This is a genomic window from Serratia sp. LACPHL-BACT-2024-00286 (assembly GCF_043109535.1).
Taxonomy (GTDB): domain Bacteria; phylum Pseudomonadota; class Gammaproteobacteria; order Enterobacterales; family Enterobacteriaceae; genus Serratia; species Serratia sarumanii.
This window is the reverse complement of sequence record NZ_JBICNA010000001.1, coordinates 212,516-229,199: the sequence shown is the minus strand read 5'-3', so window position 1 is coordinate 229,199 and position 16,684 is coordinate 212,516. Positions and strand designations below refer to the sequence as shown.

Below are 16,684 nucleotides of genomic sequence, written 5' to 3'. Positions count from 1 at the left end.
GCCTGATGCTTAGGGTTATAAGATCTGTCGCACGTCTTCCAGGGTGGCGTTGCCGGCCAGGCCGAGATCCAATTTGGCGCCGTTGCCGTCGCGGATCACGCCGTTGACCAGCCCGAAGTGCAGGCTGCGCGCCACCAGCTGCTCGCCGTTGCCTTTGGCGTTAACCGCCACTTTGTAGGCGCCGTCAGGCGCGGTGGTGCCGTCATCCAGCGAACCGTCCCAGGTGAAGGCGTGTACGCCGGCGGTCAGGCCGCCGATTTCGATGGTGCGCACCACCTGCCCGCTGGCGTTGGTGATGGTGGCGGTCACCTGATCGGCGGCGCGCTCCAGTTCCACGCCGAACGGCGTGGTGCTGACCTTGCCGTCCTTGCTGCCGACCAGAATGTTGTTGCCCGGCACCATTACGCCGTGACCGATCAGCGCAGTCGCCTGCAGCGACTGATTGCTGTTGATCTGGCCGGAGATCGACCCCAGCGTGGTGTTGAGCTTTTCGATGCCCTGAACGGTGTTGATCTGCGCCAGCTGCGAAGTCAGTTCGTTGTTCTGCATCGGATTGGTCGGATCCTGGTTTTTCAACTGCGCCACCAGCAGCGTCAGGAAGCTGTTGTGCAGATCCTGGCTGTTGGTATTTTTGCTGTTGTTACCGATGACGGTGTTGTCCAACGACTCGTTGGTGGTTGCGGCGATAGCCATGGGAACCTCCGGTTACTGACCCAGCGTCAGGGTTTTCATCATCATCGACTTGGTGGTGTTGAGCACCTCGACGTTGGCCTGGTAGCTGCGGGAAGCGGAGATGGTGTTGACCATTTCCCCCACCACGTCGACGTTCGGCATGCGCACGTAGCCCTTGGCGTCCGCCAGCGGGTTGCCCGGCTGATACACCAGACGTTCGGGCGCCGGATCGTCCACCACCTGGGCGACGCGCACGCCGCCGGTCGGCTGCCCGGGCGCCGCCGCGACCTGGAACACCACCTGCTTGGCGCGGTAAGGCTCGCCGTCCGGGCCAGTCACGCTGTCGGCGTTGGCCATGTTGCTGGCGCTGACGTTCATGCGCTGGGATTGCGCCGATAGCGCCGAGCCGGAGATATCAAAAATGTTCAGTAAAGACATGCGCCTTATCCTTGTTGCAGCACGGACATCATCCCTTTGATCTGCCCGTTGAGCAGCGTCAGGTCGGTCTGATATTTCAGGCTGTTATCGGCAAAGTTGGTGCGTTCGCGATCCATGTCCACCGTGTTGCCGTCCATCGATGGCTGGTCCGGCACCCGGTACAACAGATCGAGCTGCGGCGGCTGCAGGGTCTGCGCCGGGATGTGGCGCGCCGCCGTCAGGTTCAGCGACATGCCGTTGCCGTTGACTCGCCCTTGTTCCAGCACTTTGTTCAATTGGCTGGCGAAATCGATATCCCGCGCCTGATAACCCGGCGTGTCTGCGTTGGCGATATTGGCGGCCAGAATTTCCTGCCGCTGGGCGCGCAAGTTCAGCGCCTCTTGGCCAAAGCGCAGAGCCGCGTCCAGTTTGTCGAGCATGCTCCCTCCGCGAGGTTAGAATTTGGAGTCGACAGCATAAACGCCCCCTGCGCCACCCTATCGCGGGAATAAACGCAAAATGGGGCGCTATTTATCTGCTTAGCCTGCGCGCGCTGCGGGTACACTTACGCGTATCCCGATGAGGCTTGAGAAGATGACGATGAAAGGTAAAATGCTGCTGCTTATCGGCCTGCTGTGCAGTCTGAACGCGCGCGCCGACGATCTGGCGACGCAAATCGAAAGCTTCATCCAAGGCAAGTTCAGCGGCGAACCGGTGCAGGTGAAAGTGCGGGTGCGCACGCCGCCGGCCCAATGGCCCGCCTGCGAACTGCCGCAGCTGTCGCTGCCGCCCAACGCGCGGATCGGCGGCAACGTCAGTATTTCGGCGCGCTGTGGCCAGGAGCGGCGTTTTATCCAGACGCAGGTGCAAGTGTTCGGCCGCTATCTGGTTTCGGCGCGCGGCATCAGCGCCGGCAGCCGGTTGACCGCGGCGGATCTGACGTTGAAAGAAGGCCGGCTCGATACCCTGCCGCCGCGCGCGCTGACCGAAGCGGGCAAGGCGTTGGGCGCCGTCAGCCTGCGCAACATCAGCCCCGGCCAACCGCTGACCCTCGCCATGCTGCGCCGAGCCTGGATTATCAAGGCCGGGCAATCGGTACAGGTCAACGCGCAGGGCGAAGGATTCAACATCAGCGGTGCGGGTAAGGCGATGAACAACGCCGCCGCCGAAGACAGCGTGCGGGTGCGCATGGCGTCCGGGCAGATCGTCAGCGGCGTGGTCGGGGACGACGGCGCGATCCGCATTACGTTATAAAAAAGTAAAGGTTCCGCAAACCTTGCCGATAAGACAAATCAAGCAGCATTTTATCGGCCACCAGGGCCGCAACACTTTCATTGCAGCGTCGTCGCCCGAGAGCGGTCACGGCGTAAACGGAGATGGACCATGAGTATCGATCGCACCCAGCGGTTACAGCCGGTTTCCACTGTGCAACCGCGTGAAACCCCGGCCGACAACCCGCTCCAACCGCGTAAGGCCGCCGTGGCCGAAACGGCCGTCAGCGGCACGCAGGTCAAGCTGAGCGAGGCGCAGGCGCGCCTGATGCAGCCGGGCACCCAGGATATCGATATGGGCCGGGTCGAGGCCATCAAGCAGGCGATCCGCAGCGGCGAACTGAAGATGGACGCCGGCAAAATCGCCGACGCGCTGCTGCAAGACGCGCAGAGCGACATTCAATGGATCGCCGGGCGCGACTGACGGCGCGGCGGCGAGTAGCGGTAAAGGATAAGTCATCACTATGGAAAACCTGGCACAACTGCTGGATAAACTGTTGGAAACGCTGCAGGCGCTCAATGGCGTGCTGGAGGAAGAGCACGACTTGCTGTGTTCCGGCCAGTTGCCCGGCGTGGCGCTGCAGCGCGTAACCGATGCCAAAAGCCAGCTGCTGGCGACGGTCGCCTACCTCGAGCAACAGCGACTGGGGCAGGAAAAAGCCTGCGGGCAACGCGCGCCCTACGCCAGCCATGCGCCCCTGGCCGATCGCTGGCAACGCGTTCAACTGCTGAGCCAAACGCTGCGCGAAAAGAATCAGCACAATGGACTGCTGCTCAATCAGCAGATCGACCATAACGCTCAGGCGCTGGCGATCCTGAGCAAGAACAATAAATCGCTGTATGGCCCGGACGGCCAGTCGCACGCCGGCAGCCTGCTCGGCAGAAAAATCGGCGTCTGACCTAACTCATTTCGCCCGGTGAACGCACCGCCGGGCGCGGGTTTCCCCGGTTATGCGCAGCCTCTCGCATTTTCTTCTTACCGCTTTCTGAATTCCCTTAACGCTATGCGCCAGGCTGCGCATGCCGTGAATTTGGCTGTTTCTTTCCCTTTGGCCGCTTGTCACCCTGTGGTTATTTTTAAATCACTTGAAATATACCCTTAACGGGTATAAATTCGCAGGGAGAGCGAATGGCCGATATTTATCTCACCAAAACCTTTCTGGGTTTTGCCGCGCGCGAGCGCATCAGCGACGCCACGATAGTGAAAGCGGCGCGAGAGATGCAACGTCAGCTGTACGACGCCAATCTTGGCGGTTGCGTATACAAAAAGCGCATCGCTCGGACGGGTGCGGGCAAACGCGGCGGCTATCGGGTACTGATCGTTTTTCGCGATGAAGAACGCCTGTTTTTTATGCGCGGCTTTGCCAAAAGCGAGAGAGAAAACATCAGTACGGACGAGTTACAAGGATTGAAACATCTGGCTGCGCTGTATCTGGATTATTCGCCATTCAGACTTTACCAGCTGGTCAACAACAAGGAATTACGGAGGCTAAGCGATGAGTAAAATTCTTGCCGAGATCCACCAGGAAGTTCAGGGCCTGCACCGCGCCGGTTTCGTCGACGACGTGACCATGCGCACCTTCGACATGCTGTGCCTGCGGCCGGTAAAACAGTTCGGGCCGGCCGAGATCCGCGCATTGCGCGAACGCGAAAACGTCAGCCAGCCGGTGTTTGCGCTGTATCTCAACGTCAGCAAAAAGGCGGTGCAGAAATGGGAGCGCGGCGAAGCGCAACCGAACTCCGCCGCGATGAAGTTGTTGACGCTGGTGGAACGCAACGGCCTGCAAATTCTGGCCTGAGGCGCCCCTCCCGCCACTTCGCTCATCGGATGAGGTCGGCAGCCGTCGGACAGACAATCGATGTTGAAATCAGAACACATTCAACAGCCCTCGATACAACAAGGAACTATCCGATGTATATTATCGATTCTATTAATTGCTTCATATCGAGAGCCAGCGAATCGGCCTATTGAATAAAACGCTTCAGGGTATTTATATTCATGCCATAAATGCCCGTAGCTTACATTTACCTTACCTGTTTTTGTTACTTAAACGGCGTCAATTTAGATGCTCGCAGCTTATAAAGCTCATTGTTTTTCGCTTTAAACTGGCCATCGATAATACCGCCATACCAATCGCCATACATCGGATTCGGGAAGATAATAAAACGCTTGCCAAATTCTTGCTGCACATCCTCCATCATTTTATTCCTTTCAGCCTGGCTTTTACCTTTTGAATCAATAAAGTCAGCCAGATTGTCGCCAAAATACAGCACGACGTCATACTGGCTTTCCAACGCGTCGCGACGACTCTGTTTACCCTGCATCTCCGGTGTTTTTAACAACAGATTTTCTTTTTTCGCCTGAGGCAAATTAATGCGGCGTAAATTTTTTAGCGTCACGTCAATCTGCGACTGCTTTCTGTCACTCAGGTAGAAAATGGTAACGCCGTTTTCATCGGCAAACCTCAGGAAATCGATAGCGCCGGGCACGGCTTCCGCCGCTGCCATGTCGACCCATTCGTCCCAACCGTCAAGCAAAAACGACTGGTTCTTTATCAACCAGGCCTGGTGCGGGCTGTCATCCAGCACGGTCTCATCAAGATCCAGCACGACGGCACGCGGCTTCTCCGATTTATTCTTTAATTCCTGCTCAAGTCGGAGCTTGCCCAACTGATACCCTTGATAAAAAGCCGCCCGTGCCTCTGCCGCATTCTGATACCACAATACCGACATGGCGAATTGTTCCGTGAGGCAACTGGCGGGCAGTTCAGTCCGAGAAGGATCGCAGTGATTATTTGACGAAGCGGTGAAAGCCACGCATAAAAGTAATAATGGCATGTATGATTTTAAAATTTTCATAGATACTCCATATAAGTTTAATTTTATGAGAGTACGGCGAGGATTATTTATATAGTTAATACATTGCGCATAATTTACTGAGGGACGGGTAAATTAACGCCCTTCACGCACATTTAATCTTCATAAATTTGAAGGTTAAGCGGAAATTACAATAAAACAAAGAGAGAAACAACGTATAAAAATAGGATTATGACTGTTGTCACACAAACAGGCTCCAGATTGTGCCGCGCGACAAAGGCGGCCGTGAGTCTTGAATTTCCAGGCTCATTTTATCGCTTAAGTATAACGCCGGCCGGCGCCAAACCACCCCACCGAACCGGGCGGCGATCTATTCGTAATTGACGATCACCTGATTGCCAATCACCCGCAGCGGCGGGTTCAGCCCGCCTTGCGACTGCACGTAATAGACAAAGCGCAATTCCGCATTGGCCGGTTCGCCCTGCAGACCGTTGCTGCTGCCGCTGCCGCCGCCGAGCGGAATGCAGCGGTTTACCGTGCAGAGCTGGGCCTGCAGCCCGGCCGGCTCCGGCCCCAGCAAACGGTAGCGCCAGCTGACGCGGGTGATGCGCGCATTGGCGTCCGGCAGCGCGTTCGGCGGCCGCAAACCGGCGGACTCATCGCGCATGCCGCCCTGTTCCAACGTCACGCCCGCCCCTTCGGCCACCCAAGAGCCGGACACCGCGCCGGCAGTCAACGGGGCCAGCAAACACAGCACGAACAGACAGCGTTTCATCAGGCGGCTCCGATGGTCGAGGTCATGCGAATCTGGCGATCGTCGTTGATCTCGAGGTTGGACAGCACCACGAGCTGCGGCAGGCTGCGACGCAGGAAGCGCGCCAGTAAAGGCCGCAGCGCATGGTTAACCAACAGCACCGGCGGCGCGCTGAGCATCTCTTGCCGCTGCAGCGCCTGGCGCGCCTGTTCCAGCAGGCGATCGGCCAGCCCCGGCTCCAGCCCGCCGCCGCCCTGCAACGCCTGCAGCAACAGACGCTCCAGTTGGGTATCCAGACCGATGACCTGAATCTCGCCGTTGCCCGGGAACCACTGCTGCGTGATCGCCCGGCCCAGCGCCACCCGCACCACGGTGGTCAGTTCATAAGGATCGCTCTGCGCCGGAGCGTGCTCCGCCAACGTTTCGACAATGGTGCGCATATCGCGGATGGAGACGCGCTCGGCCAGCAGGTTTTGCAGCACCTTGTGCAGCGTGGTCAGTGATACCACGCCCGGCACGAAGTCTTCGGTCAGCTTCGGCATCTCCTGCGACACGCGATCCAGCAACTGTTGGGTTTCCTGGCGGCCAAACAGCTCGCTGGCGAACTGGCCGATCAGGTGATTAAGGTGCGTCGCCACTACGGTGCTGGCTTCCACCACGGTAAAGCCCTGGATCTGCGCCTGCTCGCGCAAGGCACTATCGATCCACACCGCCTCGAGCCCAAAGGCCGGATCGACGGTTTTGTCTCCCGCCAGCTCGCCCACGGCATTGCCGGGGTTGATCGCCAGCCAGCGGCCCGGCTGCGCTTCACCGCTGCCGATTTCGACGCCTTTCATCAGGATGCGGTAGCTGGCAGGCGGCAGTTCCAGGTTGTCGCGAATGTGTACCACCGGCGGCAGATAGCCCATGTCCTGCGCGAATTTCTTGCGGATCCCGCGGATACGCCCCAGCAGCTCGCCGTTTTGTTGAAAATCGACCATCGGAATCAGCCGGTAGCCCACCTCCATCCCCAGCGGATCTTCCAACTGCACGTCGGCCCAGCTGGCTTCGGCGGCCTGCGGGTTGTCCGGCATCACTGGCTCTTCAACCGCTCTCGGCGCCTGTTGTTCACGGCCGCGCAGCCACCAGGCAAGACCCAACAGAGCCGCGGTAAACAGCAGGAACACCAGGTTCGGCATGCCCGGCACCAGGCCCAACAGCCCGAGCACCCCGGCGCTCAACAGCATCACGCGCGGATTGTTGAACAGCTGGCCCACCATCTGCTCGCCGACGTCCTGATCGGTCGCGACGCGGGTGACGATAACGCCGGCGGCGGTGGAGATCACCAGTGCCGGGATCTGCGCCACCAGGCCGTCGCCGATGGTCAGCAGCGTATAGCTTTCCGCCGCCGCCCCCAGCTCCATGCCGTGTTGCACCACGCCGACCAACAGGCCGCCGACCACGTTCAGCACCATGATCATCAGGCCGGCGATGGCGTCGCCGCGCACGAATTTACTGGCGCCGTCCATCGAGCCGTAGAAATCGGCCTCCTGGGTGACTTCGGCGCGGCGTTTCTTCGCTTCGTCCTCGCCGATCAACCCGGCGTTCAGGTCTGCGTCGATCGCCATCTGCTTACCCGGCATACCGTCCAGCACAAAGCGCGCGCCCACTTCGGCGATACGCCCCGCCCCCTTGGTGATCACCATAAAGTTGATCAACACCAGGATGATGAACACCACGATACCGATGGCGAAGTTGCCGCCCACCAGGAAATGGCCGAAGGCCTCCACCACGCGGCCGGCGGCGGCGGAACCGGTGTGCCCTTCCAGCAGGATGATGCGCGTCGACGCGACGTTGAGCGACAAACGCAGCAACGTTGAGAACAGCAGAATGGTCGGGAAGGCGGCGAATTCGAGCGTGCGCTGGGTGAACATCGCCACCAGCAGCACCATGATCGACAGCGCGATGTTGAAGGTAAACAGCAGGTCGAGGATAAACGCCGGCAACGGCAGCACCATCATCGACAGGATCAGCAGGATCAACACCGGGCCGGCCAACACCTGCCACTGCGTATCTTTAAAATTGCCCGGCAAACGAAGCAGGGAGGCCAAATTAGCCATCAGAGTCACTCTCTTTTGCAAAATCCAGTGCTTCCGGCACCGGTAAACGTTCAGGTTTTTTCGGGATCAGGCCGCCCTCGCGCCGCCAGCGGCGCAGCTGGTACACCCAGGCCAGCACTTCGGCGACCGCGGCATACAGGGTGGCCGGAATATGCTGCCCAATCTCGCTGTGTCGATACAGCGCACGCGCCAGCGGCGGCGCTTCCAGCATCGGGATGCGGTGTTCCGCGCCGAGCTCGCGGATGCGCAAGGCGATTTCACCGGCGCCCTTGGCCAGCACTTTCGGCGCACTCATTTTTTTATCGTTGTACTGCAACGCGACGGCGTAGTGCGTCGGGTTGGTGACGATCACGTCCGCCTTGGGTACATCGGCCATCATGCGGCGCCGGGCGATCGCCCGCTGCTGCTGACGAATGCGCCCCTTGACGTGCGGGTCCCCCTCCTGATCCTTGAATTCGTCGCGAATATCCTGCTTGGTCATCTTCAGCTTTTTGAAGTGGCTCCACAGCTGGTAGAACACGTCGAACGCCACCATCGGCGTCAATCCCAGCACCACCAGAAAACCGCAGAACAGAATCATCTGCAGCGCATTGCCCAACGCGTCGAGCGGCTGCTGGGTCATCAGATGCAGCATCGCCGCCCAGTTGTGCCACAGATAGAGGCCGGTCACCCAGCCGACCAGCGTCGCTTTCAGGATCCCTTTCAGCAGCTCGGCCAGCACCTGGCTGGAAAAAATACGCTTCAACCCGGACAACGGGTTCAGCCGTTTCAAGTCGAATTTGATCGACTTGCCGCTGAACAGGATGCCCCCCAACAGCATCGGCGCGGCGAGCGCCACCAGCACCAACCCCGCCATGATTGGCAACAGCGCCAGCACCGCCTGGCGCAGCAACATGCCCAGCTGGCGCAGCATCTGTTTATCGTTGCTGACCATGCCGTGGTCGAAGTTCAAGCCCTGCGTGAGCATCGCCGCCAGCTGTTGCGTCATGTTGCTGCCGGACATCAGGATGATCGCCAGGCCCGAGAGCAGCATCAGTACCGAGGTCAGTTCGCGGGAACGCGGGATCTGGCCGTCTTCACGCGCCTTCTCCAGCCTGTGGGGCGTGGGGGCCTCGCTTTTTTCCAGATCGCTGTCTTCAGCCACGAAACGCCGTTCCTGTGTCGGGAGGGTAAAGAATGGCGGTCAGCATGCCAAAAAATTGGCGATGTCATTGACGGAACAACGGGGGAAAAGGCGGGTTATTTAGGGGATGAGACAATCAAGGGGGAAACATTACAACCAATTTTCCAGCCGCAAACCCTCAACGCGCTCAAATTCGCGTCGATTATTGGTCACCAGTATCAATCCTTCGCTGCGCGCATGCCCGGCGATATGTAGATCGTTTACGCCAATAGGCGTTCCCTGGCGTTCCAGCGCAGCCCGGATGTTGCCGTAGTGCGATGCCGCTTTGGCGCTGTAATCGAGAATGTCCAATCGGGAGACAAAATCCTCAACCACTCTGGCGTTCACCGCTGGGCGAGCGCTTTTCTCCACCCCGTGAACCAATTCGCCATAGGTGATTGACGAAATGACCATTTTACCTGCATAACGATTGAATGCCTCCAGCACTTCCAGCGGCCGGCGCTTAATGACATAGATAACAATGTTGGTGTCCAGCATATGACTGAACATCAAAAATCTTCCCGCTCGCGCTGGTGCTGCCCGGCACGTTCATTGAGGAAATCATCGCTCACCTCATTTTCCGCACAGAAGAAACTGTCCCAGGTATTCTCCAGGGGGGCAAGAATGCGCTCTTTGCCCACTACGCGGACGGTCACTTTAGAAACGGTATCAGGGAAACGCACCTCTGCAGGCAAGCGTACAGCCTGTGTCCGATTATTGGTAAAGACAGAACCTAACGTCATGGCAACCTCCTTTAACTAGAGTACAAATTATAACCGCCATGATGTATATAGCAACGCTATATACATTAATCTTTGCGGGGCACAGCGCAACTTTCGGGGCGCGCCGCTGCGCGCCCCGATAAGCCTCAGAAACCGAGGCTGTCGAGCAGATCGTCGACCTGCGCCTGGTTGGCGATCACGCCGACGCCGTTCTGATCGAGCTGTGGGCCGTTCAGCAGGCTGTCGTTCGGCCGTTTTTCCTTCACCGGCTGCTCCGGCATGTTTTCCATCAGTACCATCAGCAGCTGCTTTTCGATCTCCTGCACCACGTCCATCATGCGCTTGATCACCTGACCGGTCAGATCCTGGAAGTCCTGCGCCATCATGATCTCCAGCAGTTGGGCGTTGGTGAAGGCCGTATGGCCCGGCACCTGATCCAGATACTGGCGCGTGTCGTTGACCAGAGAACGCGCGTCGTCCAGTTCGATAGGATTGGCGAACCACTCGTCCCAGCGCCCCTTCAACGCGTTCGCGCCGGATTCCAGCTCCGCCTGGCGCGGTTGCGCCGCCTCCACGCAGTTCAACGCCCGTTCCGCCGCCTGCGCCGTCATGGTTACGACATAGTCAAGACGGTCGCGCGCATCCGGGATCGCCTCTGCCGCCTGGGCGATCGCCTGATCGAGCCCCAGTTCGCGCATGCTGTCGCGCAGCATTCGGGTCAGTTGGCCGATGCGGGAGATGATCTCTCCCGCGGTCGCTGCATCGCTGGCAGGCATTGGAATGTCTCTCATCGCCCTCTCCTTACATGCCCAATTTTTCAAAAATCTTGTTGAGCTTTTCTTCCAGCGTCGCCGCCGTAAATGGTTTCACTACATAACCGCTGGCGCCGGCCTGCGCCGCCGCGATGATATTTTCTTTCTTGGCTTCCGCCGTCACCATCAATACCGGCATCGCGGCCAGCGCGCTATCGGCGCGGATGGTTTGCAGCAGCTCCAGCCCGTCCATGTTCGGCATGTTCCAGTCGGACACCACGAAGTCGAAACCGCCGGCGCGCAGCTTGTTCAGCGCATCCGCGCCGTCTTCAGCTTCTTCGACGTTGTTGAAGCCCAGCTCTTTGAGCAGATTTCTGACGATGCGACGCATGGTGGAAAAATCGTCCACAACCAGAAATCTGAGGTTCTTGTCTGCCATTGTTACTCCTGAAATAGTTAACCGTTTAATGATGCAAAACCGCAGGCCGCCGCGCGGCGAACCTGGGTCATATCGCCGCCGAGTAGACCCTGCGGACTAAAATCAAATGCGCAATGCCTGGCCGCCGGCGATCTGCGCCAACATGCGCTGGCTCATCCTGTCCAGCTCGACCACTTCGCTGACGCCGCCGCCGGCGATCGCCTCGCGCGGCATGCCGAACACCACACAGCTCGCCTCGTTTTGCGCCAGGGTATAGGCCCCGGCGCGGTGCATCTCCAGCATCCCCGCCGCCCCGTCGTTGCCCATGCCGGTGAGGATCACGCCCACCGCATTGCGGCCGGCATATTGCGCCACCGAGCGGAACAGCACGTCGACAGACGGACGATGGCGGTTAACCGCCGGGCCGTCATGCAGCTTCACCTGATAGTTGGCGCCGCTGCGCGCCAGTTCCAGGTGGCGATCCCCCGGCGCGATGTAGGCATGGCCCGGCAGCACGCGCTCGCCGTCCTCCGCTTCTTTCACCGTGATCTGACACAGCTTGTTCAGCCGCTCGGCGAACGAACGGGTGAAACCGGGCGGCATGTGCTGGGTGATCAGCAGCGCCGGACTGGTGGCAGGCAGCGGCTGCAGCACCTGGCGGATCGCTTCGGTGCCACCGGTGGAAGCGCCGATGGCGATCAGTTTTTCACTGCTCAGCAGCGGCGCGTGGCTGAGGATCGCCGGCGCCGGGCTGTTGGAACGCTGCGGCAGGCGCGCCCTGGCGGCGGTGCGGATCTTCTCGGCAATCAGCTCGCTGTAAGCCAACATGCCTTCGCGAATGCCGAGCTGCGGTTTGGTCACGAAGTCCACCGCGCCCAGCTCCAGCGCGCGCAGCGTGATTTCCGAGCCTTTGCCGGTCAGCGAAGAGACCATCACCACCGGCATCGGCCGCAGGCGCATCAGCTTCTCGAGGAAATCCAGCCCGTCCATGCGCGGCATCTCGACGTCCAGCGTCAGCACCTGGGGATTAAATTTTTTGATCAGATCGCGCGCCACCAGCGGATCCGGCGCGGTCGCCACCATTTCCATGTCGGCGTGGCCGTTCACGATTTCCGTCATCAGCTGACGCATCAGTGCCGAATCGTCTACGCATAACACTCTGATTTTACTCATTACCTCTCCTTGGTCAGCCCATACACGGTCTGCCCACGCAAGTAGAAATCCCGGCTGATTTGGCTGAAATTCTCGGAGTGGCCGGCGAACATCAGCCCCCCCGGCTTAAGCAAGGGAACGAAGCGGCGCAGGATGCGCTCCTGCGTCGCCTTATCGAAATAGATCATGACGTTGCGGCAAAAAATGGCGTCGAATTGCCCCGGCAGCGCCCACTCCGGCGCCAGCAGGTTCAGCGGCTGAAAGTTCACCCGCGCCGCCAGCTCCGGCCGCACGCGCACCAGCCCCTGATGCGGCCCGGTGCCGCGCAGGAAATAGCGCTGCATTTGGGTCGGCGTCAGGGTGCGCAGATCTTCCTGGCGGTAAACGCCCGCTTCCGCTTTTTCCAGCACCTGCGTATCGATGTCGCTGGCCCAGACTTGGCAACTGCCGGCCCGCTGGCCCAATGCATCGCTCAACGTGATGGCGATCGAATACGGCTCTTCGCCGGTCGAGGCCGCGGTGCTCCAGACGCTGTAGCCGTTCGGCCGCGAGCGCGCGTGTTCCGCCAGGATCGGGAAGTGGTGCGCCTCGCGGAAAAAGGCCGTCAGGTTGGTGGTCAGCGCGTTGATAAACGCCTGCCACTCCGCGCTGTTCGGATCGCTTTCCAGCAGCGCCAGGTAGTCGCCGAAATCGTGCAATCCCAACAGCCGCAGCCGGCGCACCAGACGGTTGTAAACCATCTCGCGCTTATGCTCCGCCAGCACGATGCCGGCGCGTTGATAAATCAACTGGCTGATACGGCGAAAATGCACGTCCGACAGCGGCAGGCGCTGCACCATTTGCGTCAACATCGACGCAGTATCCCGGTTAGAAGTTGACGGCGCCTGTTTCATGCCACCTCACCGGGGAAACACGTGCTGCTTATGCGGTTTAACAATCTTGGGCTTCCTTTACCACGGGTGAAACTGCGTTGTTGCTGTTACCTGGCGCGACGAAGTTATCGTCCGCCAGACGGAATACCGCGACCGCGTCAGCCAGGGTAATGGCCTGCTCTTCCAGCGCGGTGGCGGCAGAAGCGGACTCTTCCACCAGCGCGGCGTTCTGCTGGGTGACCTGATCCATCTGGGTCACCGCCTGCGTCACCTGCTCGATGCCGCGGCTCTGTTCATCCGAAGCCGACGCGATCTCGCCCATGATGTCGGTCACGCGGGTCACCGAACGCACGATGTCCTGCATGGTGGCGCCGGAGTTTTCCACCAGCACCGAGCCGTGTTTGACGCGGCTGACCGATTCATCGATCAGCACCTTGATCTCTTTCGCCGCCTGTGCGCTGCGGCTCGCCAGGTTGCGCACTTCGCCGGCGACCACGGCGAAACCGCGCCCCTGTTCACCGGCGCGCGCCGCTTCCACCGCCGCATTGAGCGCCAGAATGTTGGTCTGGAAGGCGATGCCGTCAATCACGCTGGTGATGGCGCCGATTTTCTGCGAACTGTTGGCGATATCGTGCATGGTGGTCACCACGTCGCCGGCCAGTTCGCCGCCCTTGGCCGCGGTGGCCGAGGCGTCGCGCGCCAGCTGAGAAGCCTGCCGCGCATTGTCGGCGTTCTGTTTCACCGTGGCGGTCAGCTGTTCCATGCTGGCGGCGGTTTCTTCCAGCGACGCGGCCTGCTGCTCGGTGCGGGAAGAGAGATCGTTGTTGCCTTCGGCGATCTCCTGCAGGCCGATCAGAATCGACTCCGCGCCGTCGCGCACCGCGCCGACGGTGCCGATCAGCGACTGCTGCGTGCGTTGCAGGCTGGCGAACAGCATGCTGATTTCATTGCGGCCATACACCTGAATCGGCGTCGCCAAATCGCCGGCGGCGATGCGTTCAAAATGGCTGCGGATCTGGTTCAGCGGCTGTATCAGCATGGTGCGTAACCACCACATGGCGCTGCCGGTCACCACGATCAGCATCAAGACCGCCCCCGCCAGCATCAGGCCCGCCAGCGTGAAGGAGAACTGGTTGGCGTCTCTGGCCTCGCTGATGTCGCCGTTGACCAACTGCAGGTACTGCACGAAGTCGGCTTCGAACAGGTCCTGGGTTTTCTGCGTCGGCTGATCCATAAACGCCTGCAGCTCCCCTTTCTCCAGGAAGCCGATCAGCTCGCGCAGCGCGCCGCGCAGCCGCTCGTAGCTGGCCTTGGTGGTTGCCGTCTGCTGACTCTGTTGCTCACTGCTGCGCTCAACCGCCATAAACTGATTGAAATAGAGATCGGCCTTCTGCAGTGAACTGCGGGCGCTGCTCATCAATTCGTTCACCTGCTCCTGCGGCAGTTTCAGCGCCGCACGGGTGCCGGCGCGGTTCAGCGTATTACGCGCCTGCAACAGCGACACCCAGCTCAGGCTGAGCGAATCGCGCTGCTGGCTGCCGAGGGTGATGATGTCGAGGTTGTGGTTATCGGAACGAAACGCGGAATACGACAGGCCGCTGCTGGCCAGCTGCAGAACGCAGAAGGTCATCAACAACAGGAACAAGCTGGTAGAGATACGGATTCGGTTAAACACTGTGAACCTCCTTGCAGCCGGCCGGCGACCGGCCTACGTAGGGAAAAGGGCCGCTGCGAGAGAGGCCCGATACCGGTCAGAACGTTTCCCAGTTATCCTGCAGATCGCTGGCGTTCATTTTCTTATGATTGATTACCGGTGTTACCGTCGCCTTGCTGGTGACAGGCGCTTTAAACTCTTCCTGGCCTTCCGGCCTCAGGCGGAATACCGCCACCGACTGGGTCAGCATGCTGGCCTGTTCTTCCAGCGCCGCCGCCGCCGAGGCGGATTCTTCCACCAACGAGGCGTTCTGCTGGGTCACGCGGTCCATTTCCGCTACCGCCTGGCCAACCTGATCGATACCGCGGCTCTGTTCGTCCGACGCCGAGGCGATTTCGCCCATGATGTCGGTCACGCGGGTGACGGCGTTGACGATGTCGCCCATGGTTTCGCCGGCGCTCTCGACCAATACGGAACCCATATCGACGCGGCTGACCGAGTCTTCGATCAGGCCTTTGATCTCTTTGGCCGCCTGTGCGCTGCGCTGCGCCAGGTTGCGCACTTCACCGGCCACCACCGCGAAGCCGCGGCCCTGCTCGCCGGCGCGCGCCGCTTCCACCGCGGCGTTCAACGCCAGGATGTTGGTCTGGAAGGCGATGCCGTCGATCACGCCGGTGATATCGGCGATTTTCTGCGAGCTGCCGGCGATGTCGTGCATGGTCTGCACCACGTTGGCCACCACCTTGCCGCCCTTCTGCGCGGTTTCGGAGGCGCTCAGCGCCAGCTGTGAAGCCTGACGGGCGTTTTCGGCGTTCTGTTTCACCGTCGCGGTCAGCTGTTCCATGCTGGCAGCGGTCTCTTCCAGCGAAGCGGCCTGCTGCTCGGTGCGGGAGGAGAGATCGTTGTTGCCCGCGGCGATTTCAGACGCGCCGCTGTAGATGGCGTCCGCGCCCTGACGCACGCCGCTGACGGTTTCGATCAGTTCGCTTTGCATGTGTTTCAGGCTGGCCGCCAGCACGCCCATTTCGTTGCGGCTGGTGACCACGATCTGCTGAGTCAGGTCGCCGGCGGCGATCTGTTTGATGTGGTCAATCATGCGGTTCAGCGGGCGCACCAGGATATGATGGATGCCGGTCCAGGCGAGTACGATCACCGCCAGCACTACCACCAGCACCACGATCAGCGTCCAAATGGCCGAGTTGTACGAGCTGTTGCTGCCGTCGACCGCGATTTGGTACAGCTTGCCGTTTTGCTCCAGATACAGGTTGTAGCTCTGCTCAAAGTTGTCCTGGTAGCTCTGCGTAGGCTGATCGAAGAAGGCGTTGATCTTGCCTTCGCCCAGCAGCTGAATCAGTTCGGAGAGCGCGCCGTACAGAATGTCGTACTGTTGCTTAACGCGTTCTGCCGACTGGGGATCCTGACGCGGATCCTGAGGGATCTTTTCGTAAGCGGCATAGTGTCTTTCCGCCCTGGCCAGCTCTTCTTTCGCCTTGGCCAGCAGTTCATCAATGGTGGCGCCGCTGCCGATCTTATTGGTATCCATCATGTAGCGAATACCGGCACGGTTTAGGGAGTTGCGCGCCTGCAGCAGGTCAACGCGGCTTTCACTCAGCTGCAGCTGCTGCTGGCGGATCGTTTGCAGGACGGTAAAGTTTTCCTTATCGCTTTTCAGCGAGGAGAAAAAGAGTCCGCCCGAAATCAACTGCAAGGCGCCAAACAGCACCAACACCAGCAACAGGCTGGTGACCACCTTCATACGATTTAACATGATTTCCCTTGTTGAAGCCCGCGCAGACAGGCTCTGATGACGTTGAATGTGAGAGTTATCGGCGCCGTGCGGCAAAACTTTATGCGGGAAAGTAACTATTTTTAGTGGGGGTTCCGGGCGCGGTCTGCGGCGCCGCGACAGGTCAGGAAGAGTG

At 60.0% G+C, this 16,684-nt stretch carries 20 protein-coding genes; 5 read left to right on the top strand and 15 right to left on the bottom strand.

The annotated features are described in order from the left end of the window. Positions 1-15: 15 nt before the first annotated feature. The 3 genes from flgD to flgB are packed head-to-tail and all read right to left on the bottom strand — an operon-like array spanning position 16 to position 1,529. Positions 16-693 (bottom strand): flagellar hook assembly protein FlgD, encoded by a 678-nt coding sequence (flgD, locus tag ACF8MC_RS01140; RefSeq protein WP_033634994.1) that lies wholly within the window; start codon positions 691-693, stop codon positions 16-18. A gap of 12 nt (positions 694-705) precedes the next feature. Continuing rightward, positions 706-1,110: a flagellar basal body rod protein FlgC gene (flgC, locus tag ACF8MC_RS01135; protein WP_004934826.1), complete on the bottom strand. Its 405-nt coding sequence runs from the start codon at positions 1,108-1,110 to the stop codon at positions 706-708. A 5-nt stretch (positions 1,111-1,115) separates the two neighbouring features. After that, positions 1,116-1,529: a flagellar basal body rod protein FlgB gene (gene flgB / locus ACF8MC_RS01130; protein ID WP_033634995.1), complete on the bottom strand. Its 414-nt coding sequence runs from the start codon at positions 1,527-1,529 to the stop codon at positions 1,116-1,118. A 160-nt stretch (positions 1,530-1,689) separates the two neighbouring features. Here flgB and flgA point away from each other — a divergent pair, with 160 nt between their 5' ends. The 5 genes from flgA to ACF8MC_RS01105 all read left to right on the top strand — a co-directional run bounded on the left by flgA (position 1,690) and on the right by ACF8MC_RS01105 (position 4,159). Continuing rightward, positions 1,690-2,343 carry a flagellar basal body P-ring formation chaperone FlgA gene (gene flgA, locus ACF8MC_RS01125; RefSeq protein WP_033647785.1) on the top strand — a complete coding sequence of 218 codons (654 nt, stop codon included), beginning with the start codon at positions 1,690-1,692 and terminating at the stop codon, positions 2,341-2,343. 129 nt (positions 2,344-2,472) lie between these two features. Further along, positions 2,473-2,784, top strand: coding sequence for a flagellar biosynthesis anti-sigma factor FlgM (gene flgM / locus ACF8MC_RS01120; protein ID WP_033653635.1), 312 nt, complete (start codon positions 2,473-2,475; stop codon positions 2,782-2,784). 40 nt (positions 2,785-2,824) lie between these two features. After that, on the top strand, positions 2,825-3,259 hold the full coding sequence (locus ACF8MC_RS01115) for a flagella synthesis protein FlgN (RefSeq protein ID WP_033634998.1): 435 nt from the start codon (positions 2,825-2,827) through the stop codon (positions 3,257-3,259). A gap of 230 nt (positions 3,260-3,489) precedes the next feature. After that, positions 3,490-3,864 carry a type II toxin-antitoxin system RelE/ParE family toxin gene (locus tag ACF8MC_RS01110; RefSeq protein WP_047571546.1) on the top strand — a complete coding sequence of 125 codons (375 nt, stop codon included), beginning with the start codon at positions 3,490-3,492 and terminating at the stop codon, positions 3,862-3,864. Beyond that, on the top strand, positions 3,857-4,159 hold the full coding sequence (locus tag ACF8MC_RS01105) for a DNA-binding transcriptional regulator (protein WP_015378258.1): 303 nt from the start codon (positions 3,857-3,859) through the stop codon (positions 4,157-4,159). Before ACF8MC_RS01110 ends, ACF8MC_RS01105 begins: the two co-directional genes overlap by 8 nt. Positions 4,160-4,403: 244 nt before the next feature. Here the strand turns inward: ACF8MC_RS01105 and ACF8MC_RS01100 are convergent, their stop codons facing one another. The 12 genes from ACF8MC_RS01100 to ACF8MC_RS01045 all read right to left on the bottom strand — a co-directional run bounded on the left by ACF8MC_RS01100 (position 4,404) and on the right by ACF8MC_RS01045 (position 16,530). Further along, positions 4,404-5,219 carry a 5'-nucleotidase, lipoprotein e(P4) family gene (locus ACF8MC_RS01100; RefSeq protein WP_033653633.1) on the bottom strand — a complete coding sequence of 272 codons (816 nt, stop codon included), beginning with the start codon at positions 5,217-5,219 and terminating at the stop codon, positions 4,404-4,406. A gap of 328 nt (positions 5,220-5,547) precedes the next feature. Continuing rightward, positions 5,548-5,952, bottom strand: a complete 405-nt coding sequence (locus ACF8MC_RS01095; protein ID WP_041035624.1) for a flagellar protein FlhE — start codon at positions 5,950-5,952, stop codon at positions 5,548-5,550. Beyond that, positions 5,952-8,030 (bottom strand): flagellar biosynthesis protein FlhA, encoded by a 2,079-nt coding sequence (flhA, locus tag ACF8MC_RS01090; protein ID WP_033635001.1) that lies wholly within the window; start codon positions 8,028-8,030, stop codon positions 5,952-5,954. Before flhA ends, ACF8MC_RS01095 begins: the two co-directional genes overlap by 1 nt. Further along, positions 8,023-9,174 carry a flagellar biosynthesis protein FlhB gene (gene flhB / locus ACF8MC_RS01085; protein ID WP_060430457.1) on the bottom strand — a complete coding sequence of 384 codons (1,152 nt, stop codon included), beginning with the start codon at positions 9,172-9,174 and terminating at the stop codon, positions 8,023-8,025. The genes flhA and flhB overlap by 8 nt, the downstream gene beginning before the upstream one ends. Before the next feature lie 129 nt (positions 9,175-9,303). Next, the gene (locus ACF8MC_RS01080; RefSeq protein WP_033640020.1) at positions 9,304-9,702 is read right to left on the bottom strand and encodes a type II toxin-antitoxin system VapC family toxin; all 399 of its coding nucleotides are present in this window, start codon (positions 9,700-9,702) and stop codon (positions 9,304-9,306) included. After that, a complete protein-coding gene (vapB, locus tag ACF8MC_RS01075) occupies positions 9,702-9,935 on the bottom strand; it encodes a type II toxin-antitoxin system VapB family antitoxin (protein ID WP_041035628.1) in 234 nt (77 codons plus the stop codon). The genes ACF8MC_RS01080 and vapB overlap by 1 nt, the downstream gene beginning before the upstream one ends. A gap of 125 nt (positions 9,936-10,060) precedes the next feature. Continuing rightward, positions 10,061-10,705, bottom strand: coding sequence for a protein phosphatase CheZ (gene cheZ, locus ACF8MC_RS01070; protein WP_004934858.1), 645 nt, complete (start codon positions 10,703-10,705; stop codon positions 10,061-10,063). A gap of 10 nt (positions 10,706-10,715) precedes the next feature. Next, the gene (gene cheY / locus ACF8MC_RS01065) at positions 10,716-11,105 is read right to left on the bottom strand and encodes a chemotaxis response regulator CheY (RefSeq protein ID WP_004934862.1); all 390 of its coding nucleotides are present in this window, start codon (positions 11,103-11,105) and stop codon (positions 10,716-10,718) included. Positions 11,106-11,207: 102 nt separating this feature from the next. Then, positions 11,208-12,257 carry a chemotaxis response regulator protein-glutamate methylesterase gene (locus tag ACF8MC_RS01060; protein WP_033635003.1) on the bottom strand — a complete coding sequence of 350 codons (1,050 nt, stop codon included), beginning with the start codon at positions 12,255-12,257 and terminating at the stop codon, positions 11,208-11,210. Beyond that, the gene (cheR, locus tag ACF8MC_RS01055) at positions 12,257-13,129 is read right to left on the bottom strand and encodes a protein-glutamate O-methyltransferase CheR (protein WP_025159837.1); all 873 of its coding nucleotides are present in this window, start codon (positions 13,127-13,129) and stop codon (positions 12,257-12,259) included. The genes ACF8MC_RS01060 and cheR overlap by 1 nt, the downstream gene beginning before the upstream one ends. Positions 13,130-13,166: 37 nt before the next feature. Then, positions 13,167-14,783 (bottom strand): methyl-accepting chemotaxis protein, encoded by a 1,617-nt coding sequence (locus ACF8MC_RS01050; protein WP_086580036.1) that lies wholly within the window; start codon positions 14,781-14,783, stop codon positions 13,167-13,169. Between the two features lie 76 nt (positions 14,784-14,859). Continuing rightward, a complete protein-coding gene (locus ACF8MC_RS01045; RefSeq protein WP_033635005.1) occupies positions 14,860-16,530 on the bottom strand; it encodes a methyl-accepting chemotaxis protein in 1,671 nt (556 codons plus the stop codon). Positions 16,531-16,684 lie beyond the last annotated feature (154 nt).